This window comes from Flavivirga eckloniae (genome assembly GCF_002886045.1).
Taxonomy (GTDB): domain Bacteria; phylum Bacteroidota; class Bacteroidia; order Flavobacteriales; family Flavobacteriaceae; genus Flavivirga; species Flavivirga eckloniae.
This window is the reverse complement of sequence record NZ_CP025791.1, coordinates 1,752,129-1,769,743: the sequence shown is the minus strand read 5'-3', so window position 1 is coordinate 1,769,743 and position 17,615 is coordinate 1,752,129. Positions and strand designations below refer to the sequence as shown.

The 17,615-nt window shown below is 33.8% G+C and carries 8 protein-coding genes; 3 read left to right on the top strand and 5 right to left on the bottom strand.

Going from position 1 to position 17,615, the window contains the following annotated elements; translation table 11 throughout:
* Window positions 1-197: 197 nt before the first annotated feature.
* The 5 genes from C1H87_RS07350 to C1H87_RS07330 all read right to left on the bottom strand — a co-directional run bounded on the left by C1H87_RS07350 (window position 198) and on the right by C1H87_RS07330 (window position 7,886).
* Complete coding sequence (locus C1H87_RS07350; RefSeq protein ID WP_102755190.1) at window positions 198-1,601, bottom strand: glycoside hydrolase family 27 protein; 1,404 nt, start codon at window positions 1,599-1,601, stop codon at window positions 198-200.
* Between the two features lie 56 nt (window positions 1,602-1,657).
* Window positions 1,658-3,073, bottom strand: coding sequence for a 3-keto-disaccharide hydrolase (locus C1H87_RS07345; RefSeq protein WP_102755189.1), 1,416 nt, complete (start codon window positions 3,071-3,073; stop codon window positions 1,658-1,660).
* Window positions 3,074-3,102: 29 nt separating this feature from the next.
* On the bottom strand, window positions 3,103-4,245 hold the full coding sequence (locus C1H87_RS07340; protein ID WP_158655152.1) for an ADP-ribosylglycohydrolase family protein: 1,143 nt from the start codon (window positions 4,243-4,245) through the stop codon (window positions 3,103-3,105).
* Window positions 4,246-4,796: 551 nt separating this feature from the next.
* Entirely contained in the window at window positions 4,797-6,014 is a 1,218-nt protein-coding gene (locus tag C1H87_RS07335) for a heparin lyase I family protein (RefSeq protein WP_102755187.1), read from the bottom strand.
* Between the two features lie 285 nt (window positions 6,015-6,299).
* Window positions 6,300-7,886 (bottom strand): heparin lyase I family protein, encoded by a 1,587-nt coding sequence (locus tag C1H87_RS07330; protein WP_102755186.1) that lies wholly within the window; start codon window positions 7,884-7,886, stop codon window positions 6,300-6,302.
* Between the two features lie 753 nt (window positions 7,887-8,639).
* Between C1H87_RS07330 and C1H87_RS07320 the strand changes: the two genes are divergently transcribed.
* The 3 genes from C1H87_RS07320 (at window position 8,640) to C1H87_RS07310 (ending at window position 17,589) form a co-directional block, all read left to right on the top strand.
* Window positions 8,640-12,737, top strand: a complete 4,098-nt coding sequence (locus C1H87_RS07320; protein ID WP_102755184.1) for a hybrid sensor histidine kinase/response regulator transcription factor — start codon at window positions 8,640-8,642, stop codon at window positions 12,735-12,737.
* Between the two features lie 281 nt (window positions 12,738-13,018).
* A complete protein-coding gene (locus C1H87_RS07315) occupies window positions 13,019-16,015 on the top strand; it encodes a SusC/RagA family TonB-linked outer membrane protein (RefSeq protein WP_102755183.1) in 2,997 nt (998 codons plus the stop codon).
* An 11-nt stretch (window positions 16,016-16,026) separates the two neighbouring features.
* Window positions 16,027-17,589, top strand: coding sequence for a RagB/SusD family nutrient uptake outer membrane protein (locus C1H87_RS07310; RefSeq protein WP_102755182.1), 1,563 nt, complete (start codon window positions 16,027-16,029; stop codon window positions 17,587-17,589).
* Window positions 17,590-17,615 lie beyond the last annotated feature (26 nt).

Here is a 17,615-nt window from a genome sequence, read left to right as displayed (position 1 = left end):
AGTAGCTCATGTTATTTAACTCGACGTAACCATAATATTATTATACTGAATGCCAGTGATTTAATTTAAGTGTCGGGTTGAGCGCAGTCGAAACCTATTTAAAATTATAGGTTTTAATGACCTTTCGACTGCGCTCAAGGTGACAAGTAACATTTTTAGTGTATTTATCGTTAAAATTAGACTGCTTTTAAATCGAGTTATTTATTGCTTTTTCTTTCTTTAAAACGAATGAAAATAACATCCTCAGCAGGTATTTCAAAAAGTAATTCTGATCCAGTATCTTCAATCATTTGTTTTCCCCAAATATCATATAAACCATAAGACAGCTTGTTGTTTAAACCAAGTTGTTCTTTACTAATCTTAATTAACTCTTTGTACCCATTACGATTAAAAACGCCTATCCATCCTTCATTTTCTTTGGTTTTATTTGGCGTTTTCCAAATATCTAACCTTACTTCGTAAGTTGAGATTCTTGTAACCAATTCGCCGGTTATGCCATTTTGGTTACACGCTAACATATCAGGATTTGTAATTAATTCAAAAACAGCGTTAGGTGAACTTGTTAATTCGCCTCCCATAAACAAGGGGGAAGCTCCCATGGCGCGCTGGGTAATAAACGTCTTTTTTTGTGGATAGCTAAGATTATCCATGCGTTCGTAGCCTCTGGTAGTTTTTAACTTGTTTTTTGTTAAAGGGTGATTTAGTCTAATGTGGCCAAAAGGGAGCATATCCATATCTAACCAATAGCCTTTTCCAGCATGAGGGATAATTTTTTCCCAAGTTTCAAACGTGATATCTATGTCTTCTTTTAAGTCCCATATATCCCGTGTCATTCTAATCATATCGGCTCTGTGATAAACTTCAAAAAACTTAGGGTATTCTTCATCGCCAGGAGAAATACTCAACATAATTTTTCGCCCCGTTTTTTCTATGGCATCAGCAACTCCAACAATTTCGTCTGGCTTGTGCACAATGTCGTCGTATTTTATAAAATCTACTCCCCATTCGGCAAGTAGTTCCAACATGCTGTCATAGTATTCTTGTGATCCTGGCTTATTCATATCAATGCCATAATTTAGAACACTCCAACTACAGCTATCTTCTTTATTTGCAATATCTTTTGCAGAATATTTAGAGTCTTTAATAGGTAGGTCTCTTTCCACTGCTTCTCGTGGAACGCCCCGCATCATATGTAATCCGAATTTTATTCCATGTTTATGTGCATAATCTATTATTGGTTTTAGCCCGTTTGGAAAAAGAACTTTAGAAGGCGTATAACGTCCGTATTTATCAAGAGTTAAATTTGCTTTATCCCCATCTGTAGGCCAACTTTCTCCCGGCTTTAAATCGTAATCTCTGTACCAACCAGCATCGAGGACAAAGTATTCATAGCCATGTGGTTTCAGTTTCTGGATGAATGCATCTAGGTTCGCATAGGTTTGTTGCTCGTTAATATATGAGCCGTATGCATTGTAACTATTCCAACCTAGAAAGGGAGTAGCTGTTCTATAAGCGTTTTGAGCATTTAGGTTACTGTTGATTGTAAGCGAAAAGAGGATTAGTATAATTAAGCTTGAAAGCTGTCTTTGTTGTTTGTTCATTTTACTCTTTTATAGTGTGTTTTTAATTATGATTATGCGAGTTGTTTTATTAATCCTTAGTGTACCTCTTGCAAACGTATATTTCTATAGATTATCTCAGCGCCTTCAGCCTGAAGTGATATAAAACCTTCCTTTAGTTTTTTCCCTTCACGATCAGTCATATTAAGTACCTCATTTACAAGATGACCATTCACATAAAAACGCGCCGATTCAGAGCCTCGAACTTCTACCCGAACATGATTCCAACCTTCAACTTCAAAAAGATCGTATCTTCTGTGTGATTTATAGTTTTCTACCTTAGTGTCTATAACTTTATGATTTCCGTTTTTCTCAACTACTGTTACTTTAGGTCCTTTTATTACCCATAAATCTCCAGTATCTTCTTCTTGAATCTGGCATTCAATACTACTTGGCCATACAACGACTTCGTTATGCACGTGAAAGAGAATACCAGCATCACGTTTCACTTCCTTACGTGGCGCAAATTTGCGTTCTCCCCATTTATATTCCAATTCCATATTAAAAGAACTAAATGTCTTCTTTGTAGAAATCAAGGCGAAAGGAGCTTCCTCTCCAACCCAGTCATACAAGACTTCAATTCTATTATCTACAACTTTAAAGTGTTGTTGTGCATTTGGATCTTTATCTCTACTTGTGGTTACATAATCAATGCCTTCTTTACCTTCTTCAAATAGATTTATCCACTCCAATTTCTTTTTAGACGTATCTTCTTCGGTAACAGCAATATCTCTTACCCATATGTTGCGATACTCAACGGGATCACCATGATACTGGAGGCTTAGTGGTGCTTTTTTAGGATGATTTTCAGGATAAGAGGTCACCTTCTTATATTTTGTTGGCCCCTCAAATTCCTGATTAAATTGCACTATAACGCCATTAAATAGTACAGTAACGGCTGCTTTTTTTACGACTTTACCATTTTTATAAATAGGTGCCTTAAAGAAAATATCATAACTATTCCAGTTTCCTTGTGGTGCAGATGCATTTACTAAAGGAGGGAATTGTCCGTACACAGCACCAGCCTGACCATCGGCATAGGTTTCATTTAAGAAGTTCTCTAAAACTTGCACTTCATAAAGCCCCATTAAAAATATTCCGCTGTTACCACCCATTTGACCGTTTACTTTTAAAGCATCGTTAATGCGCCATTCCACATGCAACTGCATATCGCCAAAAGCTTGTTTGGATTTTAACCCACCTTCTGCAGCCGCCATATGCGTACTATCAATAATGGTAAAATTGCCTTCCCATGCATCGGTGTTAGTACCATCAAATAATATAATTGCATCAGAAGGCGGTGCCATATAGTTTCCACCAGAAGGAATTACATGCAGTGGTCTTGTACGATTATCATCATGAATTTGATCTTTTAAATACTCACGCTTCAAGCCTTGAGCTGAGCTAATTATTGGTAATACTAAAAGGAGAATTGTTAGGAGTCTATTTTTCATTTGTTAAAATTGTTTGTCTTTTTAATATACTAAATGTCGTAGTTATTAATTATTGCAACTGTACCATTACGTACCCCAAGATCTACGAGTTGATCCAGCAAGCCACGGATATCCATTTCAATCAGGTTTGCTTCTTGTACAGTGTCAACCCATTCTTTTGGCCAAATAGACTCACCATAAAGAGCACCCAACCAACTGGCCGCGTTTGAAGCAATACTATCAGAGTCACGCCCACCATTAATTGCAGTGAGAACTGTTTTTTCTGGATCGCCATTGCCATAAAGGAAATAAGCCAAAGCCCATGGTTGTTGTTCAGCAAATTTTACACCTCCATAACCACCTTCTACATATACATCTTTCATCGGTTTGGGCATAGGACCATCAATCTCAGTCGAAACTTCATCCACCATAGCTTTGGCATATAGATTTTTATATAATTCCTGAGGTGAATTCGCTTTTTTAGCAATGTCTAAAGCGCGTTCAAATAATTTTTTAGCTAAGGGGCCAGAATCATCCAATACAGCATTAATAACAGAATCTACTGTAGAACCCTTTTTATAAGCAGCAGCTTGTCCTGCCACTACAGAAGAGAGGATATCTCGTTCTAACGGAGCCTTCCATATACGGCATAGATTGGAAACCTCGTTGGATGCTGCCAAAGGATCGCCCGCATTAAGAATAGACACTGGTTGCCACCAAGCACCACCGCCGCCTTGTTGATGTTTAAAGCCAGCGTCTTCGGCTGAAACTTCACCGCTCTCTACACGACGTAATGCTTTTACTGCTACCGTCCACCAATTAGAAAAATCAGCGTTCTTAAGGAAATAGTGAGCCATTTTATGTGCCGTATAGGGTGGCTTCACATTCAAGTAAAAACGGGTGCAATCAGCTCGAATAAAAGTGTCATCTGTAATAGAACCGGCGCGTGTATGTAAAGCATAGCCAGGACCAATAGTGCCATGTCCGGGTGGTGTTTTGTATTCTAGAAACCCTTTGACCCAACCAAAGTCGCGCTCGCGTCGTTTGTAATGGATAAATTCAGGAGGGCCTCCCATAGCATCAGCAATTGCTGCACCAAAATAACAGCCAGCTGCTCTGTCTTTGTAATACTTAAAGGCATCGCTTGATTTAATTTTATCCAGATCCTTTTTTTCAGTTATGCTGGGCGACATATTCGCGTTTGCATGATTACTTATTAGCGAAGCCCCAACTGTCGCTAAAGCTGAATTTTGTATAAATTTCCTTCTATTCATATTTTAGAGCTATTATAGAGTTAATTAAAGTTTTGGTTTGTAAAATCTAATTAGGAATCACTTAGCCATAAAATAAAGTGCTTTTAACAAAATGTGTTTGTAAGCTTTGGTGTTTTATGGTTAGTGCGATTAATTTTCAACCAAATTTGAAGTAAAACCTCTTTTTTATTAGGGGTAAATGATTCTATTATAGGGGCTTTAGATATGAGAATTAAAATTAAGTTGTTTTATAGTTATGTAGTTGCTTAATAACAAATTAATATGAGTTTGATTTAATGGTTATTGATTTTTAATTAGTTACATTGAAGATACCCCTAAAGTTCCCTCGAGGGAGGATTAAGGAGGGCGTTTCTAATATAAAATATTTATAATACTAATAATCAGTATTTTATAGTGAAATTGAATACTTTAAATTATATTAAAAGAATCGTCTTTCCTTTAGTAAAGAGCCTCTTTTTTAAGATTTATTATTATTTACCTTGATCTCCTTTTGAAGTTACTGTGATATCTTCAGGTTCTGTGATAGTTGCGTTAAAACAAACTTCATAATCGTTTTCTCCTTCAACTGTGATACAAACTTTATAGGAGCCAGCCTCAAGATTTTCAAAAGATACGTTATTGGTAAAGTTTTTAGACGCTGTAGTTCCTCCAGATAATGTAGCTGTATAGTTTAAATTTTGAATAGCTTCAATAGATATTGATCCATTATTACTAGAGTGGCATGACTCACTAATATGTAATACCTTAAAGTTGTTACTAGGCAATGAGAACACTTCGCATCCCTTAACATCGACTACTGCTCCTGAAGGCGTATTAGGGCAAGTGTCGTTAATATCAAATACGCCATCTTTATCGGTGTCAGGAAAGTCGATTATTTTAGCATCCTCTAAATTGGTAGCAAATCTAATTTCGTCAAAATACATTTTATTATTACCAGTTACTCTTCCCCTGTACATTCCAATTTTGTTTTGACTAACTTGCTGAGGCGCTTCAGAGTAACCAAGTTTAATGTTTTCTATACTGTATCTTACATAGTTAGTTTGATCTTTTGTTTTTATCCAGAGAGATAGCCATCCATCTGTAGTATTCGGACTGTATTTCCAGCCAATTATAGCGTCATACCAAATTCCTTTTGTTAGTGTAATGAGTTCTTTATGTGTAAATTTTAGACCGCTGTCACCGTTTTTTCCAGAGCCTGCTCTAATGTCAAGTACATTGCCACTTTTTATCTCCAAAGACACAAAAGGGTTATTGTTTACTTGACCTGTAGATTTTTTTTGTTGCGTTTGCTGAATTGAAAACCATGAAGTAGGGCTATCCCATATATCATTATCTAATTGAAAGCTAAAACCAGTATACCAAGTGTCACCACTTTTTACTGCTGGCTCAGATGTTGACCAACAAGCATTCAAACAATATTCAGATCGTTGACTTGTACTACCAGAGCTTGCACCGTCAATTTGGAAAGCTACACTATGAGAACCAGCTCTTTTTTTACTTGATTCTATTTTTGGTAAGTTTTGTCCATCGCCTTGATTTTGCCACCTTAATGTTCGACCATTGTCTGTGATATATCCATCTGAAGGACGTACAGATGCATCTTCGCCATCAATAAAAACTTGTGACGACAAAGAAGTCGACACCAATAATAGTATCAGTAGAGAGAAAAATAGTCTTGTTTTTTTCATAATAGTGAGGTTTTATAAAACCGCATTAGGATTGGTAAATGATTAATTTTTAATCAAATTTAGGATAAAACCCCTTTTTTATTAGGGAGAAATGATTTTATTATAGGGGATATGTGTTAAGCATTAGAATTTATTTTTGGTTTTTAAAAGCCTATTAGTTTAAGAGTAAATAGCTCTTACATTAAGATTTAATCACATTATAAAATAGATAATAAATTTATTATAGAGACAAAAAAAGAGGTTATAACATTTAGTTACAACCTCTTCGTGTAAAGTTTAAAATACTTATTTTTTAATTATTTTTTGCCTATAAGTATTACTTCCATTCACAACTTCTAAAATATAAATTCCTGAAGATAATCCATTAAGCTTAAGTGATTGATCATCGCTTTCAAGAGGTTCTGTTTTAATAAGGCTACCAATATTATTGTATAAATAAATTTTGGCATTCGTATTAGGGTTTGAATTTATTCTAATCGTAATCGCATCATTAACAGGGTTAGGGAAAATCATGAATTTTTCCTGATCAATTGACTCAGGCTCCGGCTCGGTAGATATTGATGGGTCAGCAATTTCAGTCTTATCATTTAAACTTTTTGAGCTATTAGTGGCTATCAGTCTCCAATTTTGGTTGCTGTTACCTGATTGAGATACCCATAAGTGCATAGGATTATTCCCATTGCCATTCCTATCTATTACTTTATTACAGTGTAAGGGTTTAAAGAAATAATCAGAACCACTTTTTGTAATATTCCAGCGTTGATGATTGCTACCTGATGAAGTCCAAGTCCCTAAATTAACATTCTTGTTCTGTGGTTTTTGATTTATGTTGCACGCAGCATATGGCACTTCTAAATACTCACCATTTCTCAGGTTTTTAATTGTATAATAACTTCCAACTTTAGTAATTTGCCACTTAGCACTTTTGGTATTTGATTTTGCTTTGTCAATAATTCTACCACTAGGGCTGTTAATTCGTATATTTCCAGCAGGGTCTTGAATATAGTAAATACCATTAGTTACAGTTTGACTGCCGCCTGTGTTACTTGCACCACTACTGCCTGGGATTTTAGCACCACTTAAAGTTTTTGAAAATCTTATCTCATCCAAATACAATTTGTTCGCTCCAGGTACCGAGTTTCTGTACATTCCAATCTTGTTTTGTTGTATTCGTTGAGGGGCATTAGTATAACCTACCTTAATGTTATCCATACCATATCTGGTATAGTTACTTTGATTTTTAGTCTTTATCCAACAAGCCATCCATCCATTGGTGCTATTTGGACTAAATTTAAAACCTATTACGACATCATACCAAACACCTTTTTGAACTGTGATGATTTCTTTGTGTTTAAAACTTAAACCAGTGGCTCCATCTATCCCTGAACCAGCTCTAAGATCCAGTTTATTGCCGCTTTTGATATCAAAAGATACAAACGGGTTGTTGTTTCCTTGGCCGGCTGATTTACTTTGTTGAGTTTGTTGAAGTACAAACCATGAAGTTGGATTGGCCCATGTATTAGAATCTAACTGAAAACTAAAACCAGTATACCAAGTCTCACCGTTATTTATAGCAGGTTCACTTTGGTAACAAGCGTTTAAACAGTATTCTGAACGTTGAGGTCCTGTTCCCGAGGTACCATTAATTAGCATACCTATACCTTTAGAGCCTGCTCTATTATAGCCTGTTATCCATGGAGTAACCTGTCCATTACCTTGATTTTGCCATCTTAAAGTACGGCCATTGTCGGTAATATACCCATCTGACTGGCGTATTGAAGCGTTTTCGCCATCGATATAAACTTGTGCAGATAAAGACGTTGATACTAATAATAGTATCAGGAATGAGAAAAGTAATTTTGTTTTTTTCATAATTGAAGATGTTTTGTTTGTTTAGTTTAATTAAAAAATTACAAAACATTTTGCCGAAAGTAATTTGTTTTTTGAGGCTTAATGTTTTTTATAAATGTAAGAGAAGCCCTTTGTTTTTTTAGGGGCAAATGATTCGTTCGTAAGGAGTTATGTGCTTTATGTTTGAAGCTTAATTTGGGTTTTAATGTAAATAACAGAAGGTCGTTTATCGTTTGTTGAAGCCTTATGCTTTAAAATTTTGTTTACAGCATGTTTTAAAAACAAACTATTTAATAAACCACAATCATTTGGTAAGAATGCACGCTACAACCACCTGCTTAATAATAGAGATTAAAAAGGAAGCGCTTACGATATTTCTGTTTTGCTTACCTAAAGGAAAACCTTTAAAAGGAAAAGGTTGTATTGTTTTATTTGGTTATTTCACCCCCCTAATAGGAAACATAAGACCTTCTTGGTAATGTAAATTAATTAGAACTTGTGACTACACATTATACTTATGGTCTTGGAAGTTAAGATTTTGATAATATAGATTTTAATATAAGAATTTTGAAATGCTAAAAAGTGTCGCTCAAAAATATTATAAAATTTATATTGGCCAGTATTTGTTTGTTATTAACGCGTAAGGCTTTTTATAAAACAGGCTTTCATTTAAAAGTTAATGTTTTATAAAATTCAAATATATTTTCTTAAAACCTTGAAAAAGTAATTTTGTGTAAATTTGAATCATACTAACCACATATAAAGACAGATAGCTTGAAACCTTTAAAATTATTTTTACTGTTTTTTATTATATTTTTATCTCAAAGAGGAAATTGTCAAGATAATTTTTCCATTGACGGAGATTTGAAATTTAAAAATTACACGATTTTTGATGGTCTTCCCAGTATTTCAATTCCTTGTATTACTCAAGATTCTAAAGGGTTCATGTGGTTTGGTACCAGGAATGGTATAAGTCGTTTTGATGGTTTTGACTTCACCAATTTCTTTCATGACTCAGAAGATGATATGAGTCTAAGTCATAATCAAATACAGTCAGTTTTCACAGATAGTAAGGGGGAATTATGGATAGGTACCAAAAAAGGACTCAATAGGTACATTGAGGGGGTTGGTTTTGAAAAATATTACAGTGATGATAGTGATTTCTCAAGTTTAGCAGGTAATGTGGTATTATCTATTTGCGAAGATAAAGACCATGTACTTTGGATAGGAACAGATAATGGACTTCATAAGTATAATAGAGAGCTAAAGAATTTTAAAAGATATGTTCATAATGATCGGATAGAGAATAGTTTAAGGGGTAATTTTATAAAAGAGATCTATGCAGATTCTAAGGGTATTTTGTGGATGATAACCGATCAAGGTGTTGAAAAGTATAATACTAAAGAAAATTCATTTAAATATTATCCTTTAGGTAACAATAACGTAGTAAATATATCAGGTGCTATAAAAGAAGATTCCAAGGGGCGTATTTGGGTAGGAGATACGGAAGGGTTATGGCATTATAACGATGCTGAGGATAAATTTGTAAGCTATTTTGGGTTCAATAATATATTAGAAAATGTATCTATAAGAGCACTTTGGGAAGATGAAGAAGGGAATTTATTAATAGGATCCTATACAGGACTTTATATAGATAATATAGATAAAAAAACCACACATCATATTAGACATGATAAATATGATCCCTATAGTATTAGTAAAAATTCAATCCATGCCATTTTTGAAGATCGTATTGGGAATTTATGGATTGGAACATGGGCTGGTGGTGTAAATTATTTAGATAAAAGTTTTGATTCCTTTAATCATTATAGCGAACCTTCTGGGCTTAGTTATCCAGTAGTAAGTGCTTTTGTAGAAGACCATAATAAAAATTTATGGATTGGTACCGAAGGTGGTGGATTGGATTATTTTAATAGATCTGAAGGAACATTTATAAACTTTAAACATGATGAAAATAATAAGAACAGTTTAAGTGAGGATAATGTTCATGATGTTATTCAAGACGATGAAGGGAACTTATGGATAGCGACTTTTGGAGGTGGTGTAAACTATTTTAATCCAAACAAAAGCCCTGCCAAATTCGAACATTATAAAAATAATGTTTCTGATAGTTTAAGTATTGGTTCCAATTATGTATTTACACTTTTAGAAGATAGTAACCAAAACATTTGGATGGGTACCTATACAGGTATCAATATGTTTGATCCAAAATTAAAACAGTTTGTTAGATTTCCTGAAAAGAAAGAAGGTTATGTTTGGATCACTACCATTTTTGAGAATTATAAAAAAGAAATTTTAGTAGGATCGTCTAATGGGCTAGGGCTTGTTGATATTGAAAAAAGAGAGATTTTATATGACCATTTTAATAAAATTAATGCGTCTATAAATGAAAATGTGCTTTGTATTTATCAAGATAATAAAAGTAATTATTGGTTGGGTACAGAAGGAGAGGGGTTAGTATATGTAGAAAATGATCTCTCAACCATTATTAAATATAGAAAAAATGAGGGGCTACCTAGTGATGTGGTTTATGGCATTCTTCCCGATAATTATGGGAATTTATGGTTAAGTACACATGGCGGTTTATCAAAATTTAATATGGATCTTAAAACGTTTGATAATTATGATATCCATGATGGACTTCAAAGTAATGAATTTAATTATGATGCCTATGCCATAAGCAGTGATGGGGAGCTTATCTTTGGAGGGGTTAACGGGTTTAATATATTTAACCCTCAAGAAATAAAGAAAAATAATAACCCGCCACCTGTAATACTTACCGAATTTAAAATCGACGAAAAGACGGTGAAAATAGGAGATGAAAATGCACCTCTTACCAAACCTTTGTCGCAAACACAGGAAATAATCTTAAGTTATGATCAGTCATTATTCAGCTTTGAGTTTATAGGTTTTAATTATTCTCAACCAGAAAAAAATGAATATGCTTATATGCTTGAAGGGTTTAATGACGATTGGTTACATATTGGTAATAGGCGCCAAGTCACCTTTACAAATATTGAATCTGGAGATTATGTATTTAAGGTAAAAGCGTCAAATAATAGTCACACGTGGAACGAGGCAGGAACTTCTATCAAGATTAAAATATTGCCACCGCCATGGAGTACCTGGTGGGCTTTTTTATTGTACTTTATTCTTTGTGTTTTTATCGGGTATCTTTTATGGAGATATGCGCGTCTTAGAATTAATGATAGAAATGCATTGCAAAATGAAATAAAGGAAAGAGAAAAAGACGAAGAAATATACGAATTAAAACTTAGGTTTTTTACAAATATCTCTCATGAGCTTAGAACTCCATTAACCTTAATATTGGGGCCTTTAGATAATATTTTGCAAAAAAAAGGAGATTTAATTGAAGGGATTAAAGAAGAAATTTCACTAGTACGTTCCAATGCTCAAAAATTATTGCGCCATGTTAATAATATTATGGATTTCCGAAAGGATGAAATAGGGCAGTTAAAACTAAGAGCTGCGAAAGGGGACATTGTAAAGTTTTGTAATGAGACCTTTATTTCCTTTCGTCAATTAGCAGAATCTAGAGGTATTACTTATAACTTTAGTAATAAAACAGAGTTGGATCATGTATATTTTGATAGAGATAAGATGGAAATTGTACTCTATAACCTTTTATCAAATGCTTTTAAATTCACGCCAGATGGAGGTGAAATCTCTTTTACAATTTCTCAGATTTCACCAAAAAATGATGACATTGATCGTGTTTGCCTTTCAATAAAGGATAATGGATACGGCATGGAACCCAAACATACTAATCTTATTTTTGAACGTTTTTTTCAAATAGAAACAAGTCAAAATTTTAGTAACGGAAGTGGGATAGGGCTCACTTTAACTAAAAGGTTAGTCGAGTTACATCATGGTAATATAAAAGTAGAGTCAGAACTTGGTATGGGGAGTTTATTTACCGTGGAATTACCATTAGGGAAAAAACATCTAAATAGCAATGAGATCTTTAAAGCATTTAAGCATGGTGAGGATGTTGCTAATTATAGTGAGAGAAAATGGAAGAAGCCAGATGTTATTAACAAACCAGATAAAGAAGTAACTAATAAAAATCTTCCATTGTTACTTATTATCGAAGACAACCTTGATGTAAGAAAATTTATTGTAAGCTGTTTCAGCGAAGAATATAATATTCAAGAAGCATCGAATGGCGGAATTGGTTATGAATTAGCTACAGAGCTTATCCCAGATTTAATAATTAGTGATGTTATGATGCCAGAAATGGATGGGATATCACTTTGTAGTAAATTAAAAAAAGATATAAATACCTGCCATATTCCAATTATCTTATTAACAGCCAGAACATCATTGATCTTTAAGAAAGACGGTTTACAAACGGGAGCAGACGACTATATTAATAAACCATTTAAGCCAAGTATATTACGATTAAAAGTGAAGAACCTCATGGAGTCTAGAAAAAAACTCCATGAATATTTTATTCGTAATTATCGTATCAACCCAAAAGAAGTCGTATTAAACTCTAAAGATGATGAATTTTTGGAAAAGGCCATCAATTGTATAGAGAGGCATTTATCCAATTCAGATTTTAACGTAAGTACTTTTATAGAAGAGATAGGAATGAGTAGATCTGTTCTTTTTAGGAAAATTAAAAGTTTAACAGGGCAGTCTACTACAGAGTTTATTCGTGTTATTCGTATTAAAAGAGCCGCTCAACTTTTAGTTCAAAATCAAATGTCAATTTCCGAAATAGCTTATGAGGTAGGATTTAATGATTTAAAGTATTTCAGAACTTGTTTTAGAAGACAGTTTAAATGTTCCCCTTCAGAATATATTACCAATAATTCCAACGCTTAAATTAATGTATAGTCTACTATTTACAAGGTATATTATAGATTGATGTTGTTATTGTTTTAATTTACTGACAATGATAGTTTTAAAGCTGATTTGTTAATTATCTACCCCCTTATTTTACAACATTTACCCCTAAAATAGTTATTGAAATATCTAATATTTGGTACAACTAAAATACTATTTAGTTAAAAATTATTATAAAAACTCAAAACTAATAACTAAAACTAAAACTAAATGAAAAAGACATTCCTTTTTAATTTAAAAACTTTAACACAAGGACAATTATGAAAAAGTATTATGATGTATTATTAAGAAAACGTACTATGCTATGTATGTTTTTACTGTTTTTTTGTTTCTCATTTTCTAACGCCCAAACTAAAGTCGAGGGACTTGTTTCAGACTTCTTTGGAGCTCCATTACCCGGAGCTAGTATTATTGAAAAGGGAACCACTAATGGAACTCAAACAGATTTTGATGGAAAATACACTATTCAAATAAGTAGTTCTAATGCCATTTTAGTAGTCTCATATCTGGGGTACTTGGATACTGAGGTACCAGTTGATAACCAAAGAGTTGTTAATATTACCCTACAGGAAAACGTATCTACGTTAGATGAAGTTGTATTAGTAGGATATGGTAGAGTAAAGAAAAGTGATGCTACTGGAGCAGTAACAGGAATTAAAGCAAAAGACTTAAATAAAGGAGCTGCTTTAACAACACAACAATTATTATCAGGAAAGGCTGCAGGTGTTAATGTGTCCTTAGGAAGTGGTCGTCCTGGATCTAAATCGACCGTACGAATTAGAGGAACGAATTCTCTTAATTTTAATAATGAGCCGCTTTATGTAATAGATGGTGTGCCAGTTTCTTTTCAGGATAACAGTTTTGCAGGCACAACAGGCTCTGATGATAGATCTAGTACAGCAGCTAATAACCCATTAAGTCTTATTAATCCTGCAGATATTGAAAGGATTGATGTTTTAAAAGATGCCTCAGCAAAAGCTATTTATGGAGCACGAGCTGCAAATGGTGTTGTAATTGTAACAACAAAAAAAGGTAAAGAAGGTAAGAATGTTTTAACCTTAGATACGTATGTTGGTTTTGCATCTGTATCTCGTACATTGCCCGTTTTAAGTGCTGCTCAAGTTAGAGAGTATGCTGCTAATAATAATGTATCTAATTTTGATGATAGAGGCGCTAATACAGATTGGCAAGATGAATTATTTAGATCTGCTTTAAATAGAGGTTATACAATAAGTATGTCTGGAGGTTCTAATAACACACATTATTCAGGTTCTTTAGGATATCAAGAGCAAGAAGGTGTTATTATTAATTCTGCAAATGAGAATATTACCGGTAGATTGAATCTTACTTCTAAGTTTATGGGTGATAAATTAACTTTAAATCTGAATGTGCTTTATGCCAATGAAAAAGCAAATAATGTACCGTCTGTAGGAGGTATTGGTGGCGATGGAGGAGGAGATGTTATTAGAGATGTGCTAAGAGCAAATCCTACAATACCTGTTAGAGATGAGAATAGTCCGTATTCAGGAGGTTTTTCTTACGTGTCTATTTTTACACAAAACCCTATTGAGCAAGCTTTATTGTTTAGAAATCTTACTACTTCAAGAAGGTTACTAACTAATATTTCATTAAACTATGAGATCGTTGAAGATTTGAATTTCAAAACGAGTATTGGTTATACTCAAGAGGATATTGAACGTAAGTCTTATGTGCCATTATCAACAAGAATTGGCTCCGAAAATGGAGGATTTGGAAATTTAGAAGCTAGAAATAATAACAACCGTTTAATAGAGACTACATTAAATTATAATAAACAGCTTAGTAAAAATCATAGAGTTAATCTTTTGGCAGGATACTCTTGGCAAGAATTTACAAATGCTTCAAATAGACTTCGTACCTCTCAATTTGTAGAGGATGTTTTAGGATTCAATAATCTTGCTGCAGGAGGCGTTGTTAATTTCGCGAACAATGGAATCTCTAAGAGTAGAATTATTTCTTTCTTTGGTAGAGTAAACTATGATTTATTTGATAAGTATCTTATAACTGCAACATTAAGAAGAGATGGTTCTACAAGATTTGGTAAGGATACTAAATGGGGGCTTTTCCCCTCAGCAGCTTTAGCCTGGAAAGTTTCTGATGAAGATTTCTTAAAAGACAGTTCTGTAATCTCTCAATTAAAACTTAGAGCTAGTTATGGTATAACTGGTAATCAGGAAATTTCTAATTTTGGTTCATTATCATTATTAAGTTTAGGTCTAAATGTGAATCCGGAAATTGGTTTATTTGCTAAACCAACTACGCTTGCAAACCCTAACCTAAAATGGGAAACAACTAGTGAGACAAATATTGGATTAGATTTTGGTTTTTTTAATAATAGGTTTACTGGTACCGTAGAGGTTTACGAAAAAGTAACTGATGACTTGATCTTAAGATTTAATGTGCCTGCTCCAACGGCAGTTAGTACTAGGTTGGAAAATGTAGGAGAAGTAAGTAATAAAGGTATTGAATTTAGTTTTAACTATGATGTTGTTAGACATCAAGATTGGAATTTTAATTTCTATGGAAATATAGCTACAAATAAAAATGAGATTGTATCCTTGTCTAAAGGTGCCTTAATAACCCCAGCATTTGGTCTTACTAGTTTTACAGCACCATCTCCACAACAACAATCACCAATTCGAATTCAAAGAGTGGGTGAATCATTAAATTCATTGTGGGGCTTAGATTTTATAGGTTTTGATAAAAATGGTAGAGAGCAATTTAGAGATATAGATAATAATGGTGTAATCAATACTGATGATAGAACTATTATAGGACAAACCCAACCAGATTACACTTATGGATTTGGTTTTAACTTAGGGTATAAAAGGCTTAGTTTAAGCACGTCTTTTAGAGGTGTACAAGGTGTTGAGGTCTTAAACTCTTTAAGAAATGATTTAGAAAACCTTACTGTGGTTCCAGAAAATAATGCTTTAGATGTTATTTTAACAAACGGTGCTACTGTAGCTCCAAGTGGTCAAGTAAGTGACAGGTTTGTGGAAGATGGCTCATTTTTACGTATGGAGAATGCTACACTAAATTATAATGTGAATACTGCTAAGCTTGGTTTTTTACAGAGTTTAAATCTTTCTTTAACTGGTCAAAACTTGTTTGTATTAACAGATTTTACAGGGTATGATCCAGAGGTTAGTATTGTAGCCTACACAAATTATCCTAGAGCTAGAACAATTCTAATGGGATTAAAAGCACAATTTTAAATAAATATACTATGAAAAATACAATTGAAATAAAAATACCAATTGCTAAGTACATTACTGCTTTATTAGTATTGGGAGTAATGTTAAGCGCATGTACCGATTTAGAGGAAGTACCATTATCTACCTTGTCAGCTACAGAGTTTAATAATACAGAAGATCAGGTAAATGCCACTGTTAGAGGAGTAGCTAGTTTATTAGGCTCAGGTTTTACATGGACAAATCTTTTTGTTATGGATGTAATAACTACTGATGAAGGCGTAATCCCAACAAGGGCTGGTGGTTGGAATTCTAATGGAGAGCGAGATTTACATGAGCACCAATGGAGTCCGACAACTGAGAACATTAGACGTCGATATGCCGAGTATAGTAATATTATTGGTAGAGCAAATGTTGCTTTAGAGTCTGTTGATCAAACTAGATTCCCATCTCAATATGCCGAAATACGCTTTTTTAGAGCGCTAGCTTATTATAAGTTATTAGATTATTTTAGAAATGTACCTATTGTAACAGTATCGGTTCAAGATCCCAATAACTTGGCGGGTAATATGCCAATTGAAGATCAGGCGCAAAAAGTATTCGATTTTGTTGAGCAAGAATGGTTAGAGATTCAAGATGATTTATTAACTAAAGCTGAGGTTGGTGATGATCATTACCCTAGACCAATAAAGTCTACGGCAAGTGCTTTTTTAGTGAAATTATATTTAAATGCAGAAGTATATATAGGAGTGTCTCATTGGAATGAGTGTATTGAGCAATGTAATATTGTAATAAACTCAAATGATTATAGCTTAACAGATGATTTACAAGAGAGTTTCATTCCAGAAAATCAAAATTCACCAGAAATAATTTATGCACAACCTAGAACTTCGTTAGGAGAGGGTATTATCTTTCAACAAGTGCAATTTCAACCAGAGTTAGCTTGGAAGTTTAAATTGCCAGTTAATGGTTGGGGCGGGTTCGCTGTTACGAACGAACATTTTGCTCATTATGATGATGATGATAAGCGTAAAACATACATCTTACATGGTCCTCAGTGGGTTGATGATGCTCAAACAGAGCCTTTATATAAAGGAGCTAGTGCTGATGGTAATGGAGATCCAGCTGACGGACAATTTGAGATACTTCCTCTTGATCAGATCCTAGACGCTCCTGTAGAGCGAGGTTATAAAAGTACTAAATATGTACCGGATGTAAATGCAGTTGCACAGCATTCTAATAATGATGTTGTAGTACTAAGATATGCAGATATACTGCTAAGTAAGGCAGAAGCTATTTTATGGGGTGGAACTGACCCTATGGGAGCATCACCTGATGATTTGGTAAATAGTGTAAGAGCCAGAAGTTTCGATCCTGATAAACCGCTTTCTGGGGTTACTTTAGATGATATTTTAAATGAAAGAGAGTTTGAATTCTCTTTTGAAGGCCATAGAAGACCCGATTTAATCCGTCATGGTAAATTCATTAGTACTGCAACAGAATTTAGGATAAACTTTGATGCTCATAGAATTATATTTCCAATTCCTGAAGAGCAAATAGATAGAAATAATAATTTACAGCAAAATCCTGGTTATTAGTATTATGAATAATAGTCTGTTTAATG

Excerpts from the sequence above, each read along its gene's own strand:
- C1H87_RS07350 (WP_102755190.1), bottom strand. The coding sequence starts at position 1,601 with ATGAACAAACAACAAAGACAGCTTTCAAGCTTAATTATACTAATCCTC.
- C1H87_RS07345 (WP_102755189.1), bottom strand. The coding sequence starts at position 3,073 with ATGAAAAATAGACTCCTAACAATTCTCCTTTTAGTATTACCAATAATT.
- C1H87_RS07340 (WP_158655152.1), bottom strand. The coding sequence starts at position 4,245 with ATGTCGCCCAGCATAACTGAAAAAAAGGATCTGGATAAAATTAAATCA.
- C1H87_RS07335 (WP_102755187.1), bottom strand. The coding sequence starts at position 6,014 with ATGAAAAAAACAAGACTATTTTTCTCTCTACTGATACTATTATTGGTG.
- C1H87_RS07330 (WP_102755186.1), bottom strand. The coding sequence starts at position 7,886 with ATGAAAAAAACAAAATTACTTTTCTCATTCCTGATACTATTATTAGTA.
- C1H87_RS07315 (WP_102755183.1), top strand. The coding sequence starts at position 13,019 with ATGAAAAAGTATTATGATGTATTATTAAGAAAACGTACTATGCTATGT.
- C1H87_RS07310 (WP_102755182.1), top strand. The coding sequence starts at position 16,027 with ATGAAAAATACAATTGAAATAAAAATACCAATTGCTAAGTACATTACT.